This window comes from Microcoleus sp. bin38.metabat.b11b12b14.051 (assembly GCF_013299165.1).
GTDB lineage: Bacteria > Cyanobacteriota > Cyanobacteriia > Cyanobacteriales > Microcoleaceae > Microcoleus.
This window is the reverse complement of sequence record NZ_JAAFKD010000001.1, coordinates 428,087-452,212: the sequence shown is the minus strand read 5'-3', so window position 1 is coordinate 452,212 and position 24,126 is coordinate 428,087. Positions and strand designations below refer to the sequence as shown.

The following is a 24,126-nucleotide window of genomic DNA, read 5'->3' as shown; positions in this document are numbered from 1 at the left end:
AGCGGATGTTGTAGCGGATGTAACGGATGTTAAGAAGAAGCAAGAAGGAAGAACGACCATAATCAGATTGGTTTGTAGTGAGGACTTTAGTCCGCATAAAGAAGGACTAAAGTCCTCACTACGAACCTTTTATTAATGCCGAATCAGATTCGTTCGTAGTGAGAACTTTAGTCCGCATGAAGAAGGACTAAAGTCCTCACTACGAACCTGGAATGTCCGCATAAAGAAGGACTAAAGTCCTCACTACGAACCTTTTATTAATGCCGAATCAGATTCGTTCGTAGTGAGAACTTTAGTCCGCATGAAGAAGGACTAAAGTCCTCTCTACGAACCTGGAATGTCCGCATAAAGAAGGACTAAAGTCCTCACTACGAACCTTTTATTAATGCCGAATCAGATTCGTTCGTAGTGAGAACTTTAGTCCGCATGAAGAAGGACTAAAGTCCTCTCTACGAACCTTTTATTAATGCCGAATCAGATTAGTTGGGCGGATCGAAACGGTTGACAGAAAGGGCAACACCGATCATCGGTAGCGCGACGCCAAAGCAAATCAGCCACTGATCTAGGTTCATCGGAGCCGTCTCGAAGATACGATTGATAAACGGAGAATTAGTAAATATTACCTGCAACAGCATCGCGATGACAATGCCGACACCGAGGGCGGGAGCTCCGCTAACTTCTTGCTTTGAGCCGCTAAATTTAGCCATCAAAGAAGGCAACAACTGGCTGAGACTCAATAGGTAAAAAATTCTTCCCATTACCAAAGCTTGAATTGCCATTGTCCGGGCTAGTGGCAAAGTTCCCCAATCCGATTGGCGCACCCATTCAAACATTCCGAAAATTATTGTCCAGTTGTACAGAGAAATTGCCAAGATCCGTTTGATCCGACTTTCAGTCAGGAAAGGTTCGTTAACCGGTCGCGGCTGCTGTTGCATCACCCCCGGAGACTTGGGCTCGAAAGCGAGCGGCACTGTCATGGTGATTGAGTTGAGCATATTCAACCAGAGGATTTGTAGGGACAAAATTGGTAATTCTCGCCCGAGAAGGGTGCTGAGCAAAATTGTCATTGATTCTCCGCCGTTGACTGGGAGAATGAAGCTGATGGATTTGAGTAGGTTTTTGTAAACAGATCGCCCTTCTTCTACCGCAGCCTCGATCGACGCAAAGTTATCATCGGTCAAAATCATGTCGGCGGCTTCCTTAGAAACCTCTGTACCGCTACCCATCGCGATGCCGATATCCGCTTGTTTGAGGGCGGGGGCGTCGTTAACGCCGTCTCCTGTCATTGCTACTATTTCGCCTTTTTGCTGTAGGGCTTCTACGAGGCGGAGTTTTTGTTCTGGGGCGACTCGGGCAAAAACTGAGCCGGCTTCTACGGCTTCGGCGAGGGTGTTTTTGTCCATTTCGGCGAGTTGGGCGCCGGTGTAGGCTACAAGTTCTCTGTGGTGTTTGGTTTTGCGGAATCCCATCCGGCGGGCGATCGCAGTGGCGGTAGCGATGTGATCGCCGGTAATCATTTTAACTTGGATGCCGGCGGTTTGACAGGCTTGGACGGCGGCGATCGCAGAGGCGCGCGGCGGATCGATCATTCCTTGGAGTCCCAAGAAAATTAGCCCTGATTCTACATCGGAGTGAGCAACAGAGTTCTGTTCATCGGGAACGACTTTTTTAGCCAAAGCTAGGACGCGCAAGCCTTGACCGGCCATTGTATCGACTTGGTGATGAATTTGTTCGCGATCGACTTCTGTCGAATTTCCTTGAGTATCGAGACTGGAACCGCAGCGAGTCAGAATAGATTCGACGGAACCTTTGACATACAAAATTTTGTTGCTTGTCGGGGTTTTGTGCAGCGTCGCCATGTATTGAAACTGAGATTCAAAGGGAATTGAATCGATCCGCGGCATGGATTTTTCTAAGACTTGCTGGGTGAGTTCTGCTTTTTTACCTGCTGCAATTAAAGCTCCTTCTGTCGGATCGCCGACGACTATCCAATCATTATCTTTGAATTCGAGGTGAGAGTCGTTGCAAATTAGTCCGGCTTGCAAACATTCTTGCAAAGTAGGGGCTTGACTAACTGTAATTGGTAGTTGGTTGAGTTGAATTTCGCCTTCGGGGCTGTATCCCGTACCTGTAACTGAGTAGGATTTGCCACCAGAATAGATTTCTTGGACTGTCATCTGGTTTTCTGTCAAAGTTCCGGTTTTGTCGGAACAGATGACTGTGGCGCCACCTAGGGTTTCTACGGCGGGGAGTTTGCGGACGATCGCGTGTTTGGCGGCCATTCGGGAAACGCCGACGGCTAGGGTGACGGTGATGACGGCGGGAAGTCCTTCGGGAATTGCGCCGACGATGAGGGCGACGGCGGGTTCGACGGCTTCTTTAAAGGCTGAAACTCCGGCTGGAACTGGTTTTCCCAAGCGCACTGCAAAGGTCAGTGTTGCCATTGCTAGGACGAATAAGAGCCAATTTTGACTGAATTGGTTAAATTTGCGGGTGAGGGGTGTGGTGAGGTCGATGTGGCGGTCTAATAGTTGGGAGATTTTGCCGGTTTCGGTGTTGTTGGCGATCGCAATTACGATACCGCTACCTTGGCCGAAGGTGACAAAACTACCGGCATAGGCCATGTTATCGCGTTCTGCGAGGGGAGTTTCTTGCGGCAAAACTAAGTCTCCCGCCTGTCCGAGTTCTTTTTCGACAGCAACGGATTCGCCTGTAAGTCCCGATTCATCAATTTGTAAGTCGCGCACTTTCACTAAGCGCAAATCGGCGGGCACTTTGTCGCCGGAAGTTAGAGTTACTAAGTCGCCGACAACAAGTTCTTTTGAGGGAACTCTTAATTTTTTGCCACCTCGAATGACTGTAGCTTCGGTGGTGACTGCTTGGGCTAGGGCTTCAATTTTTTTCTCAGCGCCTGCTTCTTGGATGAAACTAATAGTAGCGTTGGTGGTTGTGACTCCCCAAATGACGCTGGCGTTGAGCCATTCTCCGATTACTGCTTTGATTAAACCTGCACTCAGCAAGATAATTAGCAAAGGTTGGTTGAATTGCAGGATGAATTTTAACCAAGCTGGTTTTCCGGCTTTGACTGTTAGTTCGTTTGACCCAAATTGCTGTTGGCGGCTGGCTGCTTCTGCTGGATCTAAACCGTTTTCCAGATTGGTTTCTAACGTAGTTGCAACTTTGGATCTTTCTAGGTAGTGCCAATATTGCTCTGCTACGTCTACATCGTTGGCGGCTTTTGCTGGCATGATTTTTCCTATTTTTTGCTGTGGTGAGATTTGATCGAGCTTTGATCGGCGCGTTCAAGACTATTCATCGCTCGTTTGAGCGTGAATTTTTTGAAAGACTTGGAGGTTGGTTAATGGCTTTAACGCAGGGCTATTTCATTGTCGAAAAAACGAGGGTTTTGTAGGGGTAGTGCCCCCGTGCCTACCCCCCCACCGAAGAGTTATCGGTCATTTCAGGGATCGGGGCAACCACGGGGGGATTGCCCCTACAAAGAATGAAATAGCCCAGGGCTTTAACGGGCTGTGCTTTAGATATATCTTACAACATATTTTTCTGTTTGTTGCTATTTTTGGGCTTTTTTCGGTACTAAATATTATTTTTTTGAAAGTTTCGATAAGAGGTAAAAAAAGATACTTGACTTCTTGACATTTGGTAAATCTTAGGTTGCTTAAACACCCAGGAACACGACATGGATGTGAACGGGGATGCTAAAATATAATTTAAATATCTCTTGCTTGTCTTGTTTATTTTGCAGTTTCCTGCTGTGCTATTTTCCAACTCTGGGACTTTCCCGCAGTCGATCGCGCGCGTGTTAAAACCTAGGTTAAACAACAAAATTTTGAGCTCATGGAAATAGTGGTAACGCTGCTGCTGGGTTCGGCGCTGTTTATCTGGGGAATGCGGTTGGGAAGGGCGTTAGTGCGATCGGGTGTGACGGCTAAGGATCTGTTTAAGGGCCGAAATTCGATCGCGCTGCTGTTTTTGGGTTTCTACTTTGGGTTGCTGCTGCTGGCGTTAAATCTGCCTCAAATGCCTGTTTTGCCGATCGAGTGGCGCGTGCACGGGATGCGAGTTACTTGGACTCTGCTGCGGGTGATGCTGATGGGAGTCTGCGGGATTGGGTTTAGCATAAGTTGGCTGACGGCGCGATCGCAAGTAATCGCAGTAATCTTAATTTGCTTGCTGGGATTGGGCGGATTTACGGGCGCTGAAGCCTATTTTCTAGCGCCAATTTACGCTGATTTAATCGATAATTTGCAACCAAACCGTGTGTTTCGGCAAAGTTCTAGCAGTAGTTGTGCGCCGGCGGCGCTAGCAACTGTATTGAGGCGTTGGGGAATGGATGCGACGGAATCGAGTGTGGCGCGTTTGGCGGGTACGAGTCGTTTGGGTACTTCGATGCCACAATTGATTGTAGCAGCGAGGGCTTTGGGTGTCAGTGCGGTGGAAGTGCGGCCGACTTGGGAACAAATCCAGCAAATCAATCGCCCCGGAATATTGGCGGTTTTGCTGCTTGGTGGGGGGAGAAAGCTGCCCCACGCGGTGGCTTTGCTGGCGATGAATGACAGTGTAGCTGTTATTGGAGACCCGGCGTGGGGGAGGATTTTTTATTTAGACAGGCCAACTTTTGCGAAGATGTGGCGGGAGGAATACTTGCCGATTTTTCGATCGACAGATATCTTGTTGAGTGACAAACAGGCGATCGATTATTTGAGTAAATTAGGATATAAAAGTGGCGATTTAAAAGCAGATATCGAGCGCTTTCAAGCTGATAAAAAAATGAAAGTTAGCGGCAAGTTAGATCGAATGACTGAATTAATGTTGAGCGGTCAATTTTTGGAGGGCGTGCCGAGATTGGATGGCAAATAGTTAGCCGTAGGGTGCGTCGCCCTCGACAATCTCCAAATCAAAATCGACAATCTCCTAGCGACGCACCTCAACCATTACAGTTAGCCGTAGGGTGCGTCGCCCTCGACAATCTCCCAATCAAAATCGACAATCGAGAGAGCGACGCACCTCAACCATTGCGGACTGAATAAACAAATCAAACAATACGGCTGTAGATTGGCAATATTCACAGCGTTCAAAAGCTCTTTGAGTAATATTATGTCCGATCGAAACCAGTGGGTTAACTATTCGCAGCGGAGGTGAAAATGTTTCAGTGTCATGTTTGCAGTTCCACAGAGGCACAAGAAAATCTGGTTGATGAAGTGTTTCGAGTTAATGGTAAACTGTTTGTTGTCGAGAAAATTCCAGCTACGGTTTGTTCGCGCTGCGGTGAAGTAACTTTTAGTATGGAGAGGGCCGAAAGAGTCCGCAAAATGGTAAATGGAGATAGCAAACCTGTCGAAGTGGATGTTTTTGCTTATTGACGGGCGATCGGAACCTTAATCGCGTGGAATTATAGTAAAATTATAGTTCAATACGCTTGGGTTAACGCTTTTGTGTCATTGCGAGCGATCGAGCGAAGCAATCGCAGAGACTATGACAGTTCTCGATTAACTGATGCGCGCACAGAGAAGTTAGCTTCTTAACTGAACCGTATTGAATTATAGTTAGTAGTACGATCGGCTAAAAAGGAAGGATTAAGCTGTGCAACTAGAAGAATACTTCAACTTTCTAGCACCTGATGACATTCGCTTGAAAGATTCGCGAATTGGAATTGAAACTATCCTGTACGAGTACATTTATCGTGCTCGAACCCCAGAGGAAATTGCCAATATTTACACTTCACTGAGTCTCGAACAAGTTTATGCCACCATTCTGTATTATCTTCACCACAAAGAAGCTGTTAGCAATTACATCGCTGACTGGTTGGAATGGGGACGCAGAATGCGAGAGGAACAGCAGCGAAACCCGTCGCCTGCGGTGCGGAAACTGATGCAGTTAAAGGCAGAAAGTAAGAAGGCGAAAGATGCTCAAATATCTCATGGATGAAAACGTTAATCCCGTTTATATTAACCAACTGCGGCGGCGGGAATCAGATTTGATAATTCGGGCTGTGGGAGAACCCGATACTCCTGGCAAAGGTACGTTAGATCCAGAAATCCTAATATGGTGTGAAGTGCATAACTTTGTGCTGCTGACTAATAACCGCAAGTCAATGCCGGTACACTTGGCGGATCACATTGCTCAAGGTTGCCACATACCCGGTATTTTTATCTTCAACCCCGATATGGGTATTGGGGAGACACTGGACGAGTTGATTGTGATTGCTGGAGGTTCTTTTGATGGGGAATATCAAGACCAAATTATTCACTTGCCAATTCCTTGAATTAGCATTGAATTGCTGAATGGGCTCTTGCTTTAAGTAAAATCATCAGATGTTCCAACTGCTCGTAAACATCTAACTCTGCTATCTCCATTGGAGTTAGTGTCGCTTCGCGGTTTTTGTCAAGCAAATTTTGCAGGCGTGTCTGAGCATTTTGTGAAACCTTAAAACTAACAATGTCTTGGGGAGTTGGAGTCTCGATTAAAAAGTCCAGAACTTCTCGATAAACTGCGGGAATATCGGCGGTATTAGTTTTGGATTCGGGTTGGATAGTTGTTGGCTGTTTAGTGACTTCTAGAAGTTGCCAAAGCAGTTCGGGTAAGCGATTTTGCAAAGGTTCTAGACGTTGAGCCAATTCGTCGGGAATTTGAAGAGTAATTGTTGCCATTTTTTTTAATCACTGACGCTCTGATTGAATCCTAGCACAATAGACGACGGGAATTAGAATTATAATGATTATTAAGAAGATTTTGGGTATTCCTGAAGTATAAATGTCTGTTGGCTACCTTTAAGATTTTGTTTCATCACCCGAAGCAGACGATTCTCCATCGGCTGTGTATCTTGAGTGAAAAAGTCGTGGAGTACCTGCACTTTACCTGCATAATCTCGATCGGCTTTACAAATTATAATTCCTGCGTGATTTGAGGCTGTAGAGTGGAGATTAATGAAATCTTGACGATTTTCTGTAATGACTACACGCCCTGCATTTATTGCGTACATCAAGACTTCATCATCTGGAATTTTTTGATTAGCTTGTCCGGTTTGATAGGATCTCAAGACATCATAACCATGCGATCGCAGTAAATCAACCATTGCGATCGGGAAGTTTTCATTTGAGTAAAACTTTAGCATTTTTAATTACTTATTTTCAGCAAGCCACAGCTCGATTTCTTCTCGATTGCTTTCGTAATAGTTCGTCACCGCTTGCAAATCTTGAAGGGTGAGTCCTGGATAATTGTAGAGAAGTTCGGATTCATTTGCGCCCTGTAGTTGATAAGCAACAATCGTCCAGACGGGAATGCGGGTATCGCGAATTCGCGCTGCACAGCCACAAATTCCTGGAGTTTTTTGAATGGGATGCTGAAGGGTTTGGACGAATTTCAGGGTTGCTGCGAGCAAGTCATCAGGCAGTGTTTCAATGGTTTGGAGAAGTTGTTCTTTGATGGTCATAATCGATCGCCAAAATCTCAAGAGGATATTGTTGCTATTTTTTTTACTTACTGACACTCTGATTGAATCGTAGCACAATAGAAGCGCGATCGCCCTTATTGGAGAAACGCAATTTGCGATCGCCCAGCGCGATCGGGTAAAAGCGCGATCGTACTTCCTGATTTTAGTGGCTTCACCCTACCAATCAGTTGAATTTTGGCTAAATTTTAGTTAGCGTTGTTATCGTTGATGTCTAGATTTTGTATTAAAATATCTGAAGGTAGCGGTACAGTTATTTGTAGGAAAACATCAATTGTTATCTGATTATTCTCAAACTTTATATTGCTTACATTAACTTTACTATCTTCAGATAAACCGTCTGGAATAGGGAATTTAGCAGGTGACTTAGTTTTATATCCAGCTTCCTCAAGCCATTCAGCAATATTTCTCCAGTTACCAATCTTTTCATTACATTTACCAATCAGACCTTTAACATACTTATAGACACTAGCGCAGAGGTCACTTTCAACGCCTTTAGCATCCTTCCCCAGCTTTTCGGCCATTTCACCGGGACTGTAGCCACAAAGTAACCCCCGCAAGTGTAGCTTCTCAACAGGGGTGAGTCGTTTTCCCTTAGCCGAGGCCAAGTCTGTGTAGAGAGTTTCCAAGTCCCAATGCTGGGCGGCTTGGCTGAATTGCTCTGTGGGTGTCATAGGTTGAGGGGGCAAAAATTCCTGATGGAATCCTAACATAATTCCTGATGAATGCTAGACAAAAGCTAAGATTGGTTAACTTATGATAAGTGGAAGAGCCGATCTAGCTGCCATGAGTCAAAATGACGAGGCAGCTAGCTTGAAGTCTTTAATGAATATACTCATTGAGCATTCCTGAATCATTAGTTTTGAGAAGAATTTTATGATTTTCATCATACCGATTATCTTAGGGGCTGCTGCTATAGCGGCTTCCGCTCTTGGCATAGGAGCTGGTATTACAGGTGTTTCAGACATGAACGATGCAAAGAAAATTGGCGAGAGCGCTCAAGAACGCCATGAACGTGCTTGCAATCGTTTGAAAAACGAATGGGAATGCACTCAAGCTCTCGCAGAAGAGTACGGTCAACTGCAACTAGATATCAAAATTCGTACCATTGGGAGATTGGTCAATTTTCTTGAGCGTATTGGTCAGCGTGGTTCTCACGACAAGCAGTTTTTGGGGGGATTAGAAGGCATTTCTATTCAGCAGATCAACGAGTACAAAGCTGCGGCATTAGAAGCAGAACAATTTGTCAAAGGCGGTTTCAAAGCTGCTGGGGCAGCAGTAGCAGCCGGTCAAGGTGCACTTGGCATGATCGGACTGTTTGGGACGGCAAGTACCGGCACTGCGATCGCTGGACTCAGTGGTGCAGCAGCTTGGAATGCGACTCTTGCATGGCTGGGGGGTGGTTCTCTGGCTGCTGGTGGTGGTGGCATGGCAGTCGGTACTCTTGTACTCGGAGGTATTATGGTTGGCCCTGCTTTAGCAGTCGGTGGCTTCATGCTTGCTGGTGAAGGTGAAAAAGCTTTGACAAAAGCACGAGAATATGATGCAAAAGTCAATATAGAAATCACTAAGATTGATGCTTCTAAAGACTTTTTGGAAAGAGTCCAGCGGCAGATCAATGAACTTCGCGGCGTGGTGAATAACTTGAACGCTCGTGCTGTTCAGGGGCTTAACCAACTGGAATCTCAGCCATTCGATCGTAATCGAGATGCAGATGTGCGTAAGTTTCAAAAAGTAGCGCTTCTGGTAAAATCGCTTGCAGACATTATGAAGACCCCTGTCTTGGATAGCGAAGGAAATCTCAACCCTGCGACAGCTAAAATTAAAGCGAAATACGGTACTATTTGAGGCAAGTTGGCATGGTAGTAAAAAATCCTGTAGATGTTGTTGCGCGAGGCATCTCAGCATTCACCAGTCCTGCTGAATGCTTACAGCAAATTGTCTCAGCTTACACCGAGTACAAGAAAGTGGCAGAGGAGGAACACACTAAACGGCGTGAAATTGAGGCATGGGAGAAAACAAGTATCGCTCATATTCAAGCCCAGCGCGATTTTCTGATAGAGTACCTAGATCGTTCATTTGATGAGCGTGCAGAAAATTTTTGCGCTCTTTTTAGCGTAGTGGATTCGGCAATAGCTAGCGGCAATAATGAACAGTTAGCATTAGCCTTACATTCGATTACAGAAATAGCTAAGTCGAGTCCTTTCAAAGAGCTTGCAAACTTAGCATCAGTAAAAGCTGCACTTAACGCTCCAGACCATGAATGGTTTTTTTGATTAACCTTTCTGAGTATGGGTTGCCATTTTACCTATGCCCTTCAATGGAAGAGCGATCGCCCTTAATGTCCAAAAGTGCGATCGCCCATATCTACTAAAAAAAAATCACTATCCTAAAATGAGTTAATGGTACAATCCTAAATCAAATACCATTTAGCAGTAAACCAATTATTTTGAATAATGGCAGAGATACTTCTGAAGACACCCCAGAAGTTATAGAACAGGATATAATAGACCAAACGATAGAAGTAGGAAGTGGTTGTAACTGGACAGGCAGCGGAATAGAACCCCAGTGGGATAATCCAAAATCCATCAAAGCCTACGATCATATCGATCGCCATCACGGCCCAAAACTGAAACCCCTTAATTTTAGAGGCAGAGCAGCATCCAAAAATCAGCCTCAAGGCCAGTGGCTAAATGCTCAAGACTGGGTAAAAGCTGAACAAGTGACACCGAAATATCCCGGTTGTTATATTATAAATTTTAAGCGTTCTATTGGTAAAGTTCACTATCCCGATGGAACAATTATTGAAAATGTTACCCATGCTTTTATTAGAAGGAAACCAGATGGAACATTCAAATCTGCTTATCCCGTCCTCAATAATGCTACGCTGTCCTCATTAAATAAGAGCGATGAAGATGAATAAATATAGCAATTTTACAATCCACCTAGAAGAACCTAATTGCGAAAAATATGCCGATCCACCAGATGACTCATTAGGAGAACTTTCGCATTTTGAACTAGGTCTGAAACTATTTTGTTTTGAATGCGATGGTTTAGTATCAATAGAAATCGGTCAAGAAAAAGTTAAGGTTTTTTTAGACCCCGATATCTGCATGATGCTAGAAGATGAACTTCCCCAAAAAATGAGTGAATTATCACAAGGTAAACCCATCAACATAGAATTTATTGAAAGTGTTTGCCTAACTCTGGAATTACAGCCATTAGCGAACGATCGCATTAGCTGTAATTTCAAAAAATTTGGATATCTATCTCCAAATGAGTTTACCCTCAAATCAAAAAATCAACACTTTCAACTGCATAAAACTCAAGTTATCACAGAGTTAAAAGAATTTGTAGAACAACTCATGCAAATGGCCGTCAATGGCGGCTACATCACTCCTGAAGAAAAGCAAGAATTCCTGATGCCACTCCGCAATATTGCGCCTGCTTCGGCTATCTCGTCATAAAGTGCGTTAGCGAAGCCCGCCCCTACGGGGGCTACGCCAACGAAGAGGATCGCCCTTATTTTAGCAACACAAACAATCAAACTACTGGCTCAAATAGATCGCTTTAAAATTTGCTTCACAGAACCATACATCTCACTTGTCAACCCGTCCAGTTCATGCTCAATATCTTCCCAACGTCCCAATTTACTCGTCCACTTGCCATTAGGTAATTGTCTGGCCGCGTGCGTTGGTTCCCCGTCAGGAGTAGCATATATTGCTATTTTCTCAAAGCCTAATTCAAAGTCAGAACTTTCACAAGGTTCGTAGCCCAGCGTTTGATATGCTTGAATAAAAGCAGCGATGGTTAGTTCTGCTGGCACACCATCAGGCCAATAATAGGGACTGTTTGGTTCTAGAGGATTCCACCAACGGTCATCTTCACCAGCAGCCCAAGCAAAACAATTATAAGCGCGTGTTGCTCGGCTAGTGATGCGATACCCAGTAACGGCTAGGTAAGGAAATTCATCTTCTTTATACTGTTCCAGTTTGCCATCTGTAGCCATTTTCTCTGCCCCACTGTATCCACGCCTCTGCCATTTGTTTGAGCCTGCCGCGCTGTTCCGATCTAACAGGATTGGCACCTGTAATCGCTTGCAATGCCCAAAACCAATGATCCGGTTCTTGCTCTAATTCTCGCAGAATCAGGGGAACAACAGCTTGACCCATACCGATAATTCTTTGGTATGCTGGGTGAATTGACATTTTACTTACTAAAGACATCATACCTGTTTCGCGCCGCCATTGTTCTGCCAGCTCTAAAAAAGTTAGTTCTATCTCTGCTGTTTCCCAAATGGGATAGGAGAAAGTAGCATTTAGCCCAGAAATATTGTAGGTTCTTTCCATCAGGTTCACACCTCGCAGGTTCCTGAAAATATTACTTTTGTCTACTCTACCATATTTTATACTCTACTTCTAATTAAAATCGATCGACCTTTCATGCCAAAAGTGCGCCCATTGCAAGCTGTACGGACGAGGTGGCACGGCAAGGCATGAGTGACAGCGAGCGGATTTCAGTGGTTTTGCCCACACAGGCGAAAGAAGAGCTAGAAAAGTTGTGCAATCTCGAACCGTGCGATCGATATCCAACGAGAGTCTACCTTCTGATTCAGGATGCGATCAACCAAGCAAAGGCATCCGGAAACTAAAATCGACAGATTGAAACTAAAACTTTATAGTGCTTAAATTTTTCATCTAGAATTGCGCGATCGTTCGTAGTGAGGAATGCGAGGCTGCATAAAAATCAGAGAAGACAGATTTTAACGCTAATAAACTTCATCATGTGTTCCGATGTCTAGCAAAATAATGACCTCACTGTCGGTTTCAATATCTTGTTCGATAGAGAAGACAATACGACAATCATAGCCACAAGAACAAGACTGAAAACCGTCAAGTTTACCACTGAGTTTGTGAGTACCCAAGGCTGGGAAAAATACGTCTACTTCCATTTGTTGAATAATCTCTTCAATACGCTGCTGGAGGTCAGCATTTCTCCTCACAAATTTTCGGAATTCCCGTTTGAATTTAGGTGTTAAAAGCAGTCGTCTCATTATTCTGACTCGTTTAATGACTGGCGCAAATCTGCAATGACATCCTCGGCTGACTGCTGTTGAAATTTGCCTAAACGGAAATCAGCCAAGGTTTTTTGGGCATCCTCAGCTATTTCTGCACGGCGATTTTCACGCTGACGGTTTTGGAGAATTTTGATCAACATTTCCTGCTGTTCGTAGGTTAGCTTCAAAGCAGTTTCTAGCACTTGATCGAGAGTATTCATAGAGTTAACCGATTACTTCTGAGTTAAACGTAGCTTGCGAATTTGGTTAAATTGTAACCCATCTTATTCTTGAGTCCCTCTGAGATCGGATTTCGTTTGTGTAGGATCGGTTTCAACCGCCGACTCCTATTACCCAACTATCCATTTCCTGAGTAGATTTAACCAAATTCATACCCGCCTGCGCGAATCTTTGAAAAGCCACATCTGCTTGTTCCGTAAAATCAACAACACCCGGAACAACCACCGGCGAAGTGCAATCTTCCAACAAATAAACCTTCCTAGCCAACTGCGGATCTCGCGCCAAAATTTCCGTTAGCAAATCATCAATCGTCCAAGCAACGCAGTGACTCTTCGCTTGTCCCGCAATAATCACCGCATCAAAGTTGAGCAACTTATCAATCAACTCAGCATTCTTTTTATCAATAGCAAACCCGTCTGGGCTGTCTAAGACTTCTGGCTGCAAAACCGAATAGTTTTCAGTTAAAGGATTGCTACCTTTAATCTCAAAAAGTGCTTGACTATTCCGCACCATATTATGAAAAAATATCGCTTCTTCCACAGCGGAAACTAAGGCGTGTCCAATGCCGCCCAGCATCGAGTGATAGGGCCAAATGGTTAGGGGAAATTTCCCGTTATCGCTAAGTTTCTGTACGTAGTGGAGGCATTGTCTTTGCAGTGCTAAATACTCGCCTTTAGCTATATTGTCAGCGACGGCTGGGTTGACTTTCCAGATTCCTTGTTGTACATCTTCTAAAGTAATTAATGTCGCAGCCGGTACTGGATGTTCGCCTGCATCATTGATCCAAAAAATTGGATGAAAAATTTGCATTGCGGTGTGCGTATCCATTGTCGGCGCAATGGTGGTAATTACGTTTAAGTTGCGGTAGATAAATTCGCACAGCCGGAGATTATCATCAACAGCGCCGCTACCGGAACGCCCGCCAACAAACAGTTCAAATTCTGGAATACAAAATGTATTTTGAGCATCGATTATTAGCAAACAAATCTGTTTTTTGTCGCTAGATGCAGGCTTAATGCTGTGTTGCTTTGCCCAGTTTTTTGCTTCAGCGGCCAGTTGTTGATAGGGCACTCGCCAGACTTTGCTGATTTTTGTGGCGTCGAAATGCTCAGGGATTGGGAGTTGCATTTTTGCTGTCATGCTGGATATGATAATTGGTAATCGATCGCTAAATGCTGACTAGAACTGACATCAGTTTGTGGAAGACTGTTATATACTGTTGTTCTCTGTTTACCGATGAATTATGGCACAACCACCTAATCAACTTTCTACTAGGGATGTTTTTAAAGGCAGATTGTTGTTTTTGTCGATCGCCCTTTTGCTCCCTCTGTTAATTGTAGCAACTAGATCGGCCTACGTTCAAGGACTGTTAAGAGCTGTTTTAATCCAAATCGAGCATTTAGGTGTCTGGGGCCCGATCGCATTTATCGCAACCTACAACTTCGCCACCATACTATTTATACCCGGTTCCGTGCTGACCTTGGGAGGCGGAGTGCTGTTTGGGCTGTGGTGGGGTTCGGTTTACGTGTTAATCGCCGCCACCTTAGGGGCGACCTTTGCTTTTCTGATCGGGCGATACCTGTCGCGCGATCGCGTGGTAAAATATATGGAGGCTCACCCCAAGTTCAAAGCACTCGATCGCGCCGTTTCTAAAGAAGGATTAAAAATAGTTTTTTTGACTCGTCTGTGCCCTTTACTTCCATTCAATTTATTAAATTACGCCTTGGGAATTACCCAAGTTTCTTTGAAAGATTACATTTTAGGTTCCTTCGGGATGATTCCTGGGACTGTGATGTATGTTTATTCTGGTTCCTTGGTAGGAGATATTGCGACTATTGGATCAGCAACAGCCTCGACAAATCCCCAAGCCGAAACAGTCAAATGGTTGATTAATATCATCAGTTTTACGGCTGCTGTTGGCGTTACTTTCTTTCTTTCTCGGATTGCTCGCAAGGCTTTGGATGAAACTGTTTAATTAGGAGAATTGGCTAATGTCGCAGTCAAAAGTCGATCGCATAATAGTTCATCCGATGGACGAATATAACCAAAAATTAGTCTCTTATTTGGGGCCGCCCGATTGGGTAAATCCCCAGCCGGCTAGCAGTTACAACTTAGTAGTCATTGGTGCAGGCCCCGCTGGATTAATTGTGGCCGCAGGTGCCGCTGGTTTGGGTGCAAAAGTTGCTTTAATTGAAAAACATTTGATGGGCGGCGACTGTTTAAATGTCGGTTGTGTGCCCTCAAAAGCCATGATTCGATCGGCCCGCGCTGTCGGCGATATCTGGAATGCGAGTAAATTTGGTGTTAAGGTTTCTGAGAGTCCCGAAGTAGATTTTGCCGCAGTCATGGAACGGATGCGCCGGATTAGGGCGGGTATCAGTGATGTCGATTCAGTCGATCGCTACCAACACACATTAGGAGTCGATGTCTTCTTAGGTTACGGCTCGTTTACTAGCAATAATACCATAGAAGTTGCAGGCAAAACTCTTAAATTTAAAAAAGCAGTAATTGCCACAGGTGGAAGGGCCAGAAAACCACAAATTTCCGGTTTACAAGAAGCTGGATATCTGACTAACGAAACAGTTTTTAGCCTCACAGAAAGACCTCAACGTTTAGCCGTAATTGGCGGTGGGGCGATCGGTTGCGAATTGGCTCAAATCATGCGGCGCTTGGGTTCTGAAGTTATATTGTTACACAAAAATGCTCATATTTTAGACAAGGAAGATGTTGATGCAGCCACAATTGTGCAGCAGGCTTTTGTCAGAGAAGATATTCAATTAATCCTAGAATCAAAAATAGACCGCGTTGAACAAACAAATGCAGGCAAAGTAGTTTATTATCAATCTCAAGGTAAGGCAGCATCGGTAACGGTAGATGAGATTATTGTCAGCGTAGGGCGATCGCCAAACGTGGAAGGATTGAATCTAGAAACAGTAGGCGTAGAATACGATACAGAAAAAGGCGTATTTGTCAACGACAACTTACAAACTACTAACCCCCGCATTTATGCAGCCGGCGACATTTGCATGAGTCACAAATTTACCCACGCTGCGGATTTTGCCGCGAGGATGGTGATTCAAAACACCCTGTTTTTCGGGCGCAAAAAGCTCAGCGCCTTGACGATACCTTGGTGTACCTACACCGATCCAGAGGTAGCGCACGTCGGAATGGGCGATCGCGAATTGCAAGCCCAAGGAATTGATGTCGATACATTTTTAATTCCTTTCAATAAAGTCGATCGGGCAATCCTTGACGGCGAAGAAGAAGGATTTGTCAAAATCCACGTTAAAAAAGGCAGCGATAAAATATTAGGTGGAACTATTGTAGCACGACACGCTGGCGATATGATCGGCGAGATTACATTAGCAATGGTTAACAATATTGGTTTGGGGAAAATTGCCAGCGTCATTCATCCGTATCCGACGCAAGCCGAAGCAATTCGGAAAGCGGCAGATGCTTACAATCGCACTCGCTTGACTCCGTTTGTGAAAGATTTGTTTAATAAATGGCTAGCTTGGACACGGTAGAAAATGCCATCAGAATCTACGTACAAATTCTATCTACTCTTGTGGGATGGGCTTCTAGCCTGTCCCATAAAGCCGATCCCCCCTAGCCCCCCTTGAAAAAAGGGGGGAACAAGAAATTCTTCAAAGTCCCCTTCTTAAGGGGGATTTAGCAGGGTGGTTTTATTGTCATCATAGAAATAGGTACGTAGTTGGGCTTCAGCCCTCTTTAGACATATATATAAAGAGGGCTGAAGCCCAACTACGTACCTTCGCCGATCGCACTATCCGACGTTTAAGCGATACTTTTGGTAGTTTGAGATTTCCTCTCCCGACAATGAAACCACCCTGCTTCTTAAGGGGGATTTAGGGGGATCTCCGGGCTATAAAAATAAATTATCAACTGAACCGTGTTGATTTATGTTTCGGTTTCTATCTCAAAAGTAACACCTTCATACAAAAGTGCGATCGGCAACTCAAATTCAATACTTGACAAAGTTACAATCTCTCCAGCACTATAAGAATAGTAAAGCCACATTCTACCCTCTCCCCGACAGTAACGTTCAACGGAGATTTTTTCAGAATCAATCAAGATGTACTCTTGTAAAGTCGGAATTTTCAGGTAAGCAGTAAATTTTTCATCTCGATCCTTACTACTTGTACCGGGCGATAGAACTTCCACAATTAGTTTCGGATGTTGAATAAACTTGCGCGCATTCATATCTTCAGGATCGCAACTGACTATCACATCCGGGTAATAGTAACGGCTGCGAGGACTAACTTGCAATTTCACATCTGACACATTAGCCCGACAACCTCTCGATCGCAAATGAGGGCGCACAGCAGTATAAAAGTTAAGTGCAAGATCGTTATGGGGAATTGTACCACCAGTCATACCAAAGACTTCGCCGTTGACATATTCGTAGCGAATGTCTTGTTGGGCTTCCCATTCGAGATATTCCTCGAAGGTCATTTTTTGGGGGGCTTGGGGAATAGCTATCATAGTAAAAATTTTGATTCACTGTTACTTGGATTATAGCATCGCGAGCAGGGCGATAAATCGCCCAAATCGATCCGACGTTAAAAATCCCCTTCATCTACTTGAAAAACAGTCAATCCCAACGATCGCCACATATCAACGACTTGCTGGCGATCGTCCAATACAAACTTAACATTATATTGTCCTGCAATCTGCTGCTGATAGATTTCCTCCTTCATAATCGCATCCTTCCTCATATCCCCAGTTTTCCGCATATAGAGGCCTGCATAATTGACCTCGTATTGCCGCAACCATTGTTCAGTCTGAGGTTTACAGTCATCGGTTCTACCCGATACTACGATAATATTAACGCTAGACTGCCACTTGCGGATGGTATCTAACACAGGCTGATTCGGTAAATCGCGATCGCACTTTGAAGCATCAAAAGGATTTCTACCATTAAGAAGTGCCAGCGTACCGTCCATATCGACAAGAATTGCATCCGGCAAATCCGGGTTATATTCCGGCGGCGCAACCTGAACCCGCACGTACTGATTGTACATCTTCATTATCACATCTTTGCCCACAGAATTAGGTCTTTTCAAATCGCGTTTAATACATTCTTCCACCGAAACTTGCAGGAAAGAATCATTAACTTCGACAACAGCTTGACCTTTGACTAACTGTTTAATATGTTCGATATGCGGCCCAAAATTAGTATCATCAACAATGACGTGTTTGCCGCTTTCCAACGCCATCAAAATAATCGTATCTCTCAACTGTACAATAAACTTTTCATTCGCAGGCGACCAATGGGAAGCGTGAGCCATTTCTCTGAGTAAATCTTTATTACTACGCACCCATCTTGCAGGTTCAGACAACAGCAATTCCCTAGCAAACTGAGATTTTCCCGACGCAGGTAAACCGACAAGTACAATAACTCTTTTCATGCTGTATCTCCTAGCTATTAACAAAAAATCCAGGTTCGTAGTGAGGACTTCAGTCCTAATTTATCCTAGGTTTGTAGTGAGGACTTCAGTCCTTATTAAGCCTAAGAAGGACTAAAGTCCTCACTACGAACCTGGAGGAGGACTAAAGTCCTCACTACGAACCTGGAGGAGGACTAAAGTCCTTACTACGAACCTGGAGGAGGACTAAAGTCCTTACTACGAACCTGGAGAGGACTAAAGTCCTTACTACGAACCTGGAGGAGGACTAAAGTCCTTACTACGAACCTGGAGGAGGACTAAAGTCCTTACTACGAACCTGGAGGAGGACTAAAGTCCTTACTACGAACCTGGAGGAGGACTAAAGTCCTTACTACGAACCTGGAGGAGGACTAAAGTTCTTATTACGAACCTGGAGGAGGACTAAAGTCCTAAATTGATGTAATCCAAACCTAATAACTCCTCTATCTTGTGGATTGTAACATCGCGGAGAGCTTCTTTTACTCCCGCAACCCTGCGAGCCCGCAAAGAAAACAAAATCCCCGAATACGGCAAATGTTTCACAGCAAAAGCAAAATCTTTCTGCACTTCAATCTGTTCGTGTTCCCGATAAACCTCCTCAATTTCTGCAACCAAACAGTTATATTTATCCTTGACCTTTTGATACAATTCAGTCCACTCAGGAAAATATGCTAAAAATTCTTCTCCTTCATTAGTCACAATAATCTCTATCATCCGGCGAGTCGAAAACCCCTCCCGCAGATGAGAAATCGCCACATATTGCGGAGACTTTACTTTAACTCGATTGAAGTTAGCATCACAAATAATATACCCTTCCGAATTCATCGGATCTAAATGTTGAGAAGCTTCGATAACTTCTTTCCAGCTAGTTAAGGGATAAGATGCTACCAATTCCCAACCATATTTATGAGCCGAAATACTGGGGTCGGTTTCTAGCAGAGTTTGAATATTCCGAACGCCATGCAGCACAATTTGATTGTTGGCTTGCTGCACAACTATTCTATTATAAGGAGTCATCAACTCAAAGATATAACACTGGTCAGTTTCGGCTGGAAATTTATATCCCAATTCTTGCCAGACTTTCCAAAAAAGTTCGGCAAAGCTGAATCCAAAACCGTTAACTTCTCCGGCTGCGTCGGGAGTGCCGCTAGATTGCACTCTCCATTCTCCGTTATAAAAATACAGTACAGTCAGAGAACCGTCTAGTTTTTCGTAAACTTTGGCTTGACTCCAATCAATTGTAGCCGCGTGGCCTTCCCCGTAGTTAAAAAATTTGTCGTAGGGATAAGAAACAATCTGCCAGTTTTGAGATGAATCTAAAATAATACCCCGACACTGTTGGACTATTTTTTCGCCCATCGGAGATTCTATCTGCGAGTATTTGAGACAGACTAGATCGGGATATTGGCGGTGGCGGGTAACTTTGATATGATAAGTTTCGCACAAAGTTTCTAATCCGTGCTGGCGCAAATACTCTTGTAGTTCCACATTCGACTCCTAAATAACTCGCCTTCTCTATCTTATCCGTTACTGCATATCTTAGCGCATCTGTAAAGAAAATGTAAAGTATTTTTTTCCTGAATGCCTGTTGTGACTTTTGTATTTTGGAGTATCGTTGTAAATAGGTGAATGCCGTTCAGCGAAAAATGGGAATGTTTCGACACCAAGGAAAAAACAGTGAACAATAAATTATTACTTTTAGCTAGTTCTGCCTGTGTATTGACTGCTTTAGTGCCTGTCTCGCGAGTTTTTGGTGCCGGCAATTTGCCGCAGATACTGGCGGAAACAAAACCTGTTGCTCAAGCTGATGCTGCTGTGCCGGTTAGTGAAATTTTGCCAAAGTTAAAAGGTAAAACACAAGTGCCAATTTTTCTGCCCAGCCGTGTTACTGTTGCGGAAAAGCTTTTCTATCAAAGCCAAGCGAAACCAGACAGCTATACTGTTTCTATGGAGTATACAGCAGACTGCAAAGGTGCGGGCGCTTGCACTCTTGGGGAAATTCGAGGTCAAAAAGGCGGCGAGTTTTCTACAAAAATGGAAGGGGTAACTAAGACGTTAAAAACTGTTCAACTTGCGGGCGGAGTGAAAGGAAATTTTCATAACGGTTGCGGGGCTTATTGCACGGCGAATCTTGAGTGGAAAAATCAGGGTTTTATGTATACTGTAGCAATCAAAAATGGACAGGAAGCAGATTTAGTTAAGATTGCAAATTCTGCTATTCAAGCTGGGAAACGCTAGGACGATTTTCGATTTTGTAGAGAAACGAAGCAATTTGAGTCTTGGCGATTGCTTCGTTCCTCGCAATGACAGAGAATATTACATATTTGGGGAGCCTGGAAACCAGTTAAGCTGGGAAGCAAGACAGAATGGTTGTGATGTGTACAGGGAGCTCAGGATGAGGGGAAGATGGCTATTTGGGGCGATTTTAGCTGGTGTGGTGACTGTTTTGACGATCCTCTCCGAGGGCTTCGCTAACGCACTTTTGACACCCAACTCCGCGCTAGCAAGGCCAGAAGTGCCTGTTACAGAAATTCGGTGGTTAAATTATACTTCTCAAGATGGCTGGCAGTCGATCGACTTTATTGTGCCCGATCGCGACACCGCCCAATCTACCAGCAACCGCAAGCTGCGACTCTACGACGTTCATATCGCCAAGATGTTTGAGATTTCGCGTTTTTTGTGCGATCGCGATCGGACTTCTGAGGGTTACAATTGGTCTTACCAAGCCGAAAATGGCAACATCGACATGGGACGCTTCAAAATTAGCTGCAATCTCGCCCGTACCACCGCCACAACTTACGGATCAGGAAAACTCGAAAATACAGTCATTCGCCGCAACTTTAATCAAAAAGATGGCCGCCCTTCTCTTGCAGTTGAAAAATATTCGATTCCTACTCTCAACGTTGCTAAAAATAGAGTTGTACAGTGGAGAGATTTTGTCCGAAAGTTTCCCCCAATCCCCAACAAGTTAGCTACAAATCAAACTAACACTCGTTTTCCTGTAAATAACATCTTTGGGCAAATCAAAGGTAAAACACGAGTACCAGTTTTTCTGCCAAATATACTTCCTCTATCTGACACTCAACAACTTGATTTTGATATCAAAGCTGGCTCCCACGGTTATATTGTTGAGATGTATCTCGGCAAAGGATGTCGCGGAGGAGCCTGTACTTTCGGCACAATTGAAGCTAAAAGAGATGAACCGATTTCGCCTCCTTCACAATTACCGAGAGATACTTACAGAAGTATTGAATTAGCAGGCGGAATGAGGGGAACTTATCTCCAGACTTGCGGCAATTACTGCACTACTTCTGTGGAATGGCAAAGGCTAGGTGTATTGTACCGAGTCAGTCTCAAAAACGGACGACAGTCTGAGGTTGTTCAGATAGTAAATTCTGCTCTTCAAGCAGGACAACGTTAACAGTTGATAGTTGACAGTTGACAGCGAAGTTTTTAGGCAGGGTCTTAAATTCCCTGCCTAAAAATAATATACCTTTAGGTGGGGGCTTAAATCCCCTGTGATGACGGTTAAATTTGGGTGAGAGATGCAAAATTGTGATCTATTTTTTTATAACCAGAACAACAAATTTATTCTGGACAAACTGAATGATCGCGGTCAAACCAAATGACATAATAAACAGAATGAAGGCGAAATCCAAATATCCGTTTCTTCTCATCTATTCGCATTTCTGATAATTTCTCATCTTCAGGAACATTGTCAGGCAAAGTTGGATGAATATTAATCAACTTATAACCCGTTCCTACTGATTCACCGCGTTTTTTTGAGCCGTGACCTTTGATCTGACCCCAAGTAAATTTCTCAATTTTCTTTAGTCCTTCAATTAGGTCATTGATTTCTGATGATGTCCAGTCAGACAAACACCAACGATTTTTATCTGCATAGGTAAATCTGAAACTAGGATGCTCGTCATCTGTACCGCTGGCTCGATTTAACTGAGTTGCTTGCTCAGGAATTCTGTTTTGTTGCTTTTTTTGAGATGGCTTTGGTATTTGACTTTTTTTTCCCATTTACGCCTCCACCAAAGGTGCATAACAGGATTTCATATCGTCGCGGGAGATGATTTTAGTTGATGTTTCCGCAGGTTCTAATCCCTGGCGAGCGTTGAGCCAAGGTGTCTCAGATTGCGTCAATTCTGCAAGATGTTTAGCACTTAATTCTCCATAAGCATTCCAGACTTCTTCGATCACGTCCAACTCATCTTCTTCAAATGCTTCGTCAAAATCATTTGGAACAGGAATATCTGTATATTTGTAAGCTTTATACTCATCCCAAACATCACGGACAATGGGGCCGGAAACCCAAGCTTCGATATCTTGAAAAAATAGTGGCTGGCCTCTAAAGACTAAACTCCAAGCTTGTGCGTAATACACGAGTTTTTGCAGTTTCAGAGGAGAAATCGTATCGCCTATTTCTCGATCGACACGACATAAAAAGTAACGAGCTACATCAAGAGCGCTTTTCATAGTTTGAGGATTTTAGTAATTTGACAAATTTACTTTTATGCTAAACTAAGATGCTACTTTAAAACTACGATCGCAAATTCGCTCGCCCTTTTCCCCTCATTGCCACATTTCTCTCCCCAAATTCTGCAACCGGGGAGCAAACTCTTCAGCCAAAACAGCATTAGCCAGATTCCCAGGCACATCATACACCGTCGGCTGTCCGTCACTCGAAGAGGTCGATCGCCCGAGTTTTATCCCCCAATTGTCCCAAGCAGCAATTAAAGTCCCCACCTGCGGTACGCTAGATCAGGTGAATATACTGGCTGATTTCAAGCTATCCTCCGATCGATCTTATGTCCCCAACCACATCCGCCCCCTCCCGAACCGTCCGCATCGGTTCCCGCAAAAGCCAACTCGCCCTCGTCCAAACCCACTGGGTGCAAGCAGAATTACAGAAACACTTCCCGCAACACACTTTTGAAGTCCACACCATGTCCACCCAAGGGGACATAATTCTGGATGTCGCCCTTGCTAAAATTGGCGACAAAGGACTTTTTACCAAAGAATTAGAAACGGGAATGCTCAACAATGAAACGGACTTCGCCGTGCATTCCCTCAAAGATTTACCGACCAATTTACCCGAAGGTTTAATATTAGGATGCGTCACCGAACGGGAAAATCCCGCTGACGCCCTGGTTGTTCACCAAAAACACAAAGACAAGCAACTCGCAACCCTCCCCGAAGGTTCCGTAATCGGCACTTCTTCCCTGCGCCGACTGGCTCAACTGCGACACCATTTCCCTCATTTTGAATTCAAAGATATTCGCGGCAACCTCAATACTCGACTCGCTAAATTAGATGATGGCGGTTACGACGCAATTATTTTAGCAGTTGCAGGACTCGAAAGACTGGGAATGGGCGATCGCATCCACCAAATTATCTCTCCCGAAATCTCCCTGCACGCCGTCGGACAAGGCGCTTTAGGCATCGAATGCCGCGCCGGAGATCCAGAAATCCTCGAAGTAATTAAAGCACTAGAACACTCAGAAACCGCCCAAAGATGTCATGCTGAACGCGCATTTTTGCGGGAATTAGAAGGCGGCTGTCAAGTACCCATCGGTGTCAATACCAAAATCGAAAACGGTCAATTAACCTTAGTTGGCATGGTATCGAGTCTCGACGGCAAGCGCTTCGTCAAAGATAGTGTTTCCGGCGCCGCAGAAACTGCTGAAGCGCTAGGAATTGACCTCGCCCACCGCCTGCGCGAACAGGGAGCGAGTGCAATTTTGGAGGAAATCTTTGTCGAAGTTAAACGCGGTTCCTAAACCATATCGGCATCTATTTGTCAATGCTTGTAGATGCAAAATATCGCCTTTTGTAAAATAAAAATAACTGGCGGTTAGCTTGTGATTTTACAGGTATAGTAGCAGTATGTTTGTAGATTTTTG

At 44.3% G+C, this 24,126-nt stretch carries 31 protein-coding genes; 15 read left to right on the top strand and 16 right to left on the bottom strand.

Annotated features, from left to right (window positions below):
• Positions 1-479: 479 nt before the first annotated feature.
• Positions 480-3,248 (bottom strand): HAD-IC family P-type ATPase, encoded by a 2,769-nt coding sequence (locus tag QZW47_RS02010; protein ID WP_293122987.1) that lies wholly within the window; start codon positions 3,246-3,248, stop codon positions 480-482.
• A gap of 607 nt (positions 3,249-3,855) precedes the next feature.
• On the opposite strand from QZW47_RS02010, the gene QZW47_RS02005 reads away from it, so the two are divergent.
• From QZW47_RS02005 to QZW47_RS01985, 5 genes are all read left to right on the top strand, one after another.
• Entirely contained in the window at positions 3,856-4,878 is a 1,023-nt protein-coding gene (locus QZW47_RS02005) for a cysteine peptidase family C39 domain-containing protein (RefSeq protein ID WP_293122984.1), read from the top strand.
• Positions 4,879-4,889: 11 nt separating this feature from the next.
• Positions 4,890-5,048: a hypothetical protein gene (locus tag QZW47_RS02000; RefSeq protein WP_293122981.1), complete on the top strand. Its 159-nt coding sequence runs from the start codon at positions 4,890-4,892 to the stop codon at positions 5,046-5,048.
• 114 nt (positions 5,049-5,162) lie between these two features.
• Positions 5,163-5,381 carry a YgiT-type zinc finger protein gene (locus QZW47_RS01995; RefSeq protein WP_293122978.1) on the top strand — a complete coding sequence of 73 codons (219 nt, stop codon included), beginning with the start codon at positions 5,163-5,165 and terminating at the stop codon, positions 5,379-5,381.
• A gap of 220 nt (positions 5,382-5,601) precedes the next feature.
• A complete protein-coding gene (locus QZW47_RS01990; RefSeq protein WP_293122975.1) occupies positions 5,602-5,946 on the top strand; it encodes a DUF433 domain-containing protein in 345 nt (114 codons plus the stop codon).
• Positions 5,939-6,283 (top strand): DUF5615 family PIN-like protein, encoded by a 345-nt coding sequence (locus QZW47_RS01985; protein WP_293122972.1) that lies wholly within the window; start codon positions 5,939-5,941, stop codon positions 6,281-6,283. The genes QZW47_RS01990 and QZW47_RS01985 overlap by 8 nt, the downstream gene beginning before the upstream one ends.
• Position 6,284: 1 nt before the next feature.
• Here QZW47_RS01985 and QZW47_RS01980 read toward each other — a convergent pair whose 3' ends face one another.
• The 4 genes from QZW47_RS01980 to QZW47_RS01965 form a co-directional block, all read right to left on the bottom strand.
• On the bottom strand, positions 6,285-6,668 hold the full coding sequence (locus QZW47_RS01980) for a hypothetical protein (protein WP_293122969.1): 384 nt from the start codon (positions 6,666-6,668) through the stop codon (positions 6,285-6,287).
• 71 nt (positions 6,669-6,739) lie between these two features.
• Positions 6,740-7,132 carry a DUF5615 family PIN-like protein gene (locus QZW47_RS01975; protein ID WP_293122966.1) on the bottom strand — a complete coding sequence of 131 codons (393 nt, stop codon included), beginning with the start codon at positions 7,130-7,132 and terminating at the stop codon, positions 6,740-6,742.
• Positions 7,133-7,138: 6 nt separating this feature from the next.
• A complete protein-coding gene (locus tag QZW47_RS01970; RefSeq protein ID WP_293122963.1) occupies positions 7,139-7,450 on the bottom strand; it encodes a DUF433 domain-containing protein in 312 nt (103 codons plus the stop codon).
• A 206-nt stretch (positions 7,451-7,656) separates the two neighbouring features.
• Entirely contained in the window at positions 7,657-8,181 is a 525-nt protein-coding gene (locus QZW47_RS01965) for a helix-turn-helix domain-containing protein (RefSeq protein ID WP_293122960.1), read from the bottom strand.
• 163 nt (positions 8,182-8,344) lie between these two features.
• Here QZW47_RS01965 and QZW47_RS01960 point away from each other — a divergent pair, with 163 nt between their 5' ends.
• The 4 genes from QZW47_RS01960 (at position 8,345) to QZW47_RS01945 (ending at position 10,935) form a co-directional block, all read left to right on the top strand.
• Entirely contained in the window at positions 8,345-9,316 is a 972-nt protein-coding gene (locus QZW47_RS01960) for a hypothetical protein (protein ID WP_293122957.1), read from the top strand.
• A gap of 11 nt (positions 9,317-9,327) precedes the next feature.
• On the top strand, positions 9,328-9,744 hold the full coding sequence (locus QZW47_RS01955; protein ID WP_293122954.1) for a hypothetical protein: 417 nt from the start codon (positions 9,328-9,330) through the stop codon (positions 9,742-9,744).
• 173 nt (positions 9,745-9,917) lie between these two features.
• Positions 9,918-10,391 carry a hypothetical protein gene (locus QZW47_RS01950; RefSeq protein ID WP_293122951.1) on the top strand — a complete coding sequence of 158 codons (474 nt, stop codon included), beginning with the start codon at positions 9,918-9,920 and terminating at the stop codon, positions 10,389-10,391.
• Positions 10,384-10,935: a hypothetical protein gene (locus QZW47_RS01945; RefSeq protein WP_293122948.1), complete on the top strand. Its 552-nt coding sequence runs from the start codon at positions 10,384-10,386 to the stop codon at positions 10,933-10,935. Before QZW47_RS01950 ends, QZW47_RS01945 begins: the two co-directional genes overlap by 8 nt.
• Before the next feature lie 89 nt (positions 10,936-11,024).
• Here QZW47_RS01945 and QZW47_RS01940 read toward each other — a convergent pair whose 3' ends face one another.
• Together QZW47_RS01940 and QZW47_RS01935 are read right to left on the bottom strand one after the other, a co-directional pair.
• A complete protein-coding gene (locus QZW47_RS01940; protein ID WP_293122946.1) occupies positions 11,025-11,477 on the bottom strand; it encodes a hypothetical protein in 453 nt (150 codons plus the stop codon).
• Positions 11,446-11,817 (bottom strand): hypothetical protein, encoded by a 372-nt coding sequence (locus tag QZW47_RS01935; RefSeq protein WP_293122943.1) that lies wholly within the window; start codon positions 11,815-11,817, stop codon positions 11,446-11,448. The genes QZW47_RS01940 and QZW47_RS01935 overlap by 32 nt, the downstream gene beginning before the upstream one ends.
• A gap of 146 nt (positions 11,818-11,963) precedes the next feature.
• On the opposite strand from QZW47_RS01935, the gene QZW47_RS01930 reads away from it, so the two are divergent.
• The gene (locus QZW47_RS01930) at positions 11,964-12,119 is read left to right on the top strand and encodes a hypothetical protein (RefSeq protein ID WP_293122940.1); all 156 of its coding nucleotides are present in this window, start codon (positions 11,964-11,966) and stop codon (positions 12,117-12,119) included.
• A gap of 117 nt (positions 12,120-12,236) precedes the next feature.
• Here QZW47_RS01930 and QZW47_RS01925 read toward each other — a convergent pair whose 3' ends face one another.
• The 3 genes from QZW47_RS01925 to QZW47_RS01915 form a co-directional block, all read right to left on the bottom strand.
• On the bottom strand, positions 12,237-12,521 hold the full coding sequence (locus tag QZW47_RS01925) for a type II toxin-antitoxin system mRNA interferase toxin, RelE/StbE family (RefSeq protein ID WP_293122937.1): 285 nt from the start codon (positions 12,519-12,521) through the stop codon (positions 12,237-12,239).
• Positions 12,521-12,745 carry a hypothetical protein gene (locus QZW47_RS01920; RefSeq protein WP_293122934.1) on the bottom strand — a complete coding sequence of 75 codons (225 nt, stop codon included), beginning with the start codon at positions 12,743-12,745 and terminating at the stop codon, positions 12,521-12,523. Before QZW47_RS01920 ends, QZW47_RS01925 begins: the two co-directional genes overlap by 1 nt.
• 112 nt (positions 12,746-12,857) lie before the next feature.
• On the bottom strand, positions 12,858-13,904 hold the full coding sequence (locus QZW47_RS01915; protein WP_293122931.1) for an isochorismatase: 1,047 nt from the start codon (positions 13,902-13,904) through the stop codon (positions 12,858-12,860).
• Between the two features lie 103 nt (positions 13,905-14,007).
• Here QZW47_RS01915 and QZW47_RS01910 point away from each other — a divergent pair, with 103 nt between their 5' ends.
• Positions 14,008-14,739, top strand: a complete 732-nt coding sequence (locus tag QZW47_RS01910; RefSeq protein ID WP_293122928.1) for a TVP38/TMEM64 family protein — start codon at positions 14,008-14,010, stop codon at positions 14,737-14,739.
• Positions 14,740-14,755: 16 nt separating this feature from the next.
• Positions 14,756-16,291, top strand: coding sequence for a mercuric reductase (locus QZW47_RS01905; protein ID WP_293122925.1), 1,536 nt, complete (start codon positions 14,756-14,758; stop codon positions 16,289-16,291).
• Positions 16,292-16,685: 394 nt separating this feature from the next.
• Here the strand turns inward: QZW47_RS01905 and QZW47_RS01900 are convergent, their stop codons facing one another.
• From QZW47_RS01900 to QZW47_RS01890, 3 genes are all read right to left on the bottom strand, one after another.
• A complete protein-coding gene (locus tag QZW47_RS01900; protein ID WP_293122922.1) occupies positions 16,686-17,270 on the bottom strand; it encodes a Uma2 family endonuclease in 585 nt (194 codons plus the stop codon).
• Between the two features lie 77 nt (positions 17,271-17,347).
• A complete protein-coding gene (locus tag QZW47_RS01895; RefSeq protein ID WP_293122919.1) occupies positions 17,348-18,196 on the bottom strand; it encodes an AAA family ATPase in 849 nt (282 codons plus the stop codon).
• 420 nt (positions 18,197-18,616) lie between these two features.
• Positions 18,617-19,702 carry a T4 RnlA family RNA ligase gene (locus QZW47_RS01890; protein ID WP_293122916.1) on the bottom strand — a complete coding sequence of 362 codons (1,086 nt, stop codon included), beginning with the start codon at positions 19,700-19,702 and terminating at the stop codon, positions 18,617-18,619.
• A gap of 141 nt (positions 19,703-19,843) precedes the next feature.
• On the opposite strand from QZW47_RS01890, the gene QZW47_RS01885 reads away from it, so the two are divergent.
• Positions 19,844-20,452, top strand: a complete 609-nt coding sequence (locus tag QZW47_RS01885; protein WP_293122913.1) for a hypothetical protein — start codon at positions 19,844-19,846, stop codon at positions 20,450-20,452.
• A 157-nt stretch (positions 20,453-20,609) separates the two neighbouring features.
• Positions 20,610-21,635 carry a hypothetical protein gene (locus QZW47_RS01880; protein ID WP_293122910.1) on the top strand — a complete coding sequence of 342 codons (1,026 nt, stop codon included), beginning with the start codon at positions 20,610-20,612 and terminating at the stop codon, positions 21,633-21,635.
• A gap of 167 nt (positions 21,636-21,802) precedes the next feature.
• Here the strand turns inward: QZW47_RS01880 and QZW47_RS01875 are convergent, their stop codons facing one another.
• From QZW47_RS01875 to QZW47_RS01865, 3 genes are all read right to left on the bottom strand, one after another.
• The gene (locus QZW47_RS01875; RefSeq protein ID WP_293122907.1) at positions 21,803-22,243 is read right to left on the bottom strand and encodes an MAG6450 family protein; all 441 of its coding nucleotides are present in this window, start codon (positions 22,241-22,243) and stop codon (positions 21,803-21,805) included.
• Complete coding sequence (locus QZW47_RS01870) at positions 22,244-22,699, bottom strand: type II toxin-antitoxin system antitoxin SocA domain-containing protein (protein ID WP_293122904.1); 456 nt, start codon at positions 22,697-22,699, stop codon at positions 22,244-22,246.
• 96 nt (positions 22,700-22,795) lie between these two features.
• Positions 22,796-22,969, bottom strand: coding sequence for a hypothetical protein (locus QZW47_RS01865; RefSeq protein WP_293122901.1), 174 nt, complete (start codon positions 22,967-22,969; stop codon positions 22,796-22,798).
• 62 nt (positions 22,970-23,031) lie between these two features.
• On the opposite strand from QZW47_RS01865, the gene hemC reads away from it, so the two are divergent.
• A complete protein-coding gene (gene hemC / locus QZW47_RS01860) occupies positions 23,032-24,003 on the top strand; it encodes a hydroxymethylbilane synthase (protein WP_293122898.1) in 972 nt (323 codons plus the stop codon).
• Positions 24,004-24,126 lie beyond the last annotated feature (123 nt).

Excerpts from the sequence above, each read along its gene's own strand:
- QZW47_RS01985 (WP_293122972.1), top strand. The coding sequence starts at position 5,939 with ATGGATGAAAACGTTAATCCCGTTTATATTAACCAACTGCGGCGGCGG.
- QZW47_RS01995 (WP_293122978.1), top strand. The coding sequence starts at position 5,163 with ATGTTTCAGTGTCATGTTTGCAGTTCCACAGAGGCACAAGAAAATCTG.
- QZW47_RS01960 (WP_293122957.1), top strand. The coding sequence starts at position 8,345 with ATGATTTTCATCATACCGATTATCTTAGGGGCTGCTGCTATAGCGGCT.
- QZW47_RS01905 (WP_293122925.1), top strand. The coding sequence starts at position 14,756 with ATGTCGCAGTCAAAAGTCGATCGCATAATAGTTCATCCGATGGACGAA.
- QZW47_RS01870 (WP_293122904.1), bottom strand. The coding sequence starts at position 22,699 with ATGAAAAGCGCTCTTGATGTAGCTCGTTACTTTTTATGTCGTGTCGAT.
- QZW47_RS01875 (WP_293122907.1), bottom strand. The coding sequence starts at position 22,243 with ATGGGAAAAAAAAGTCAAATACCAAAGCCATCTCAAAAAAAGCAACAA.
- QZW47_RS01935 (WP_293122943.1), bottom strand. The coding sequence starts at position 11,817 with ATGGAAAGAACCTACAATATTTCTGGGCTAAATGCTACTTTCTCCTAT.
- QZW47_RS01975 (WP_293122966.1), bottom strand. The coding sequence starts at position 7,132 with ATGCTAAAGTTTTACTCAAATGAAAACTTCCCGATCGCAATGGTTGAT.
- QZW47_RS01945 (WP_293122948.1), top strand. The coding sequence starts at position 10,384 with ATGAATAAATATAGCAATTTTACAATCCACCTAGAAGAACCTAATTGC.
- QZW47_RS01965 (WP_293122960.1), bottom strand. The coding sequence starts at position 8,181 with ATGTTAGGATTCCATCAGGAATTTTTGCCCCCTCAACCTATGACACCC.
- QZW47_RS01915 (WP_293122931.1), bottom strand. The coding sequence starts at position 13,904 with ATGACAGCAAAAATGCAACTCCCAATCCCTGAGCATTTCGACGCCACA.
- QZW47_RS01930 (WP_293122940.1), top strand. The coding sequence starts at position 11,964 with ATGAGTGACAGCGAGCGGATTTCAGTGGTTTTGCCCACACAGGCGAAA.
- QZW47_RS01955 (WP_293122954.1), top strand. The coding sequence starts at position 9,328 with ATGGTAGTAAAAAATCCTGTAGATGTTGTTGCGCGAGGCATCTCAGCA.
- hemC (WP_293122898.1), top strand. The coding sequence starts at position 23,032 with ATGTCCCCAACCACATCCGCCCCCTCCCGAACCGTCCGCATCGGTTCC.
- QZW47_RS02005 (WP_293122984.1), top strand. The coding sequence starts at position 3,856 with ATGGAAATAGTGGTAACGCTGCTGCTGGGTTCGGCGCTGTTTATCTGG.
- QZW47_RS01925 (WP_293122937.1), bottom strand. The coding sequence starts at position 12,521 with ATGAGACGACTGCTTTTAACACCTAAATTCAAACGGGAATTCCGAAAA.
- QZW47_RS01980 (WP_293122969.1), bottom strand. The coding sequence starts at position 6,668 with ATGGCAACAATTACTCTTCAAATTCCCGACGAATTGGCTCAACGTCTA.
- QZW47_RS01970 (WP_293122963.1), bottom strand. The coding sequence starts at position 7,450 with ATGACCATCAAAGAACAACTTCTCCAAACCATTGAAACACTGCCTGAT.
- QZW47_RS01895 (WP_293122919.1), bottom strand. The coding sequence starts at position 18,196 with ATGAAAAGAGTTATTGTACTTGTCGGTTTACCTGCGTCGGGAAAATCT.
- QZW47_RS01885 (WP_293122913.1), top strand. The coding sequence starts at position 19,844 with ATGCCGTTCAGCGAAAAATGGGAATGTTTCGACACCAAGGAAAAAACA.
- QZW47_RS01880 (WP_293122910.1), top strand. The coding sequence starts at position 20,610 with ATGAGGGGAAGATGGCTATTTGGGGCGATTTTAGCTGGTGTGGTGACT.
- QZW47_RS01910 (WP_293122928.1), top strand. The coding sequence starts at position 14,008 with ATGGCACAACCACCTAATCAACTTTCTACTAGGGATGTTTTTAAAGGC.
- QZW47_RS01940 (WP_293122946.1), bottom strand. The coding sequence starts at position 11,477 with ATGGCTACAGATGGCAAACTGGAACAGTATAAAGAAGATGAATTTCCT.
- QZW47_RS01920 (WP_293122934.1), bottom strand. The coding sequence starts at position 12,745 with ATGAATACTCTCGATCAAGTGCTAGAAACTGCTTTGAAGCTAACCTAC.
- QZW47_RS01900 (WP_293122922.1), bottom strand. The coding sequence starts at position 17,270 with ATGATAGCTATTCCCCAAGCCCCCCAAAAAATGACCTTCGAGGAATAT.
- QZW47_RS02010 (WP_293122987.1), bottom strand. The coding sequence starts at position 3,248 with ATGCCAGCAAAAGCCGCCAACGATGTAGACGTAGCAGAGCAATATTGG.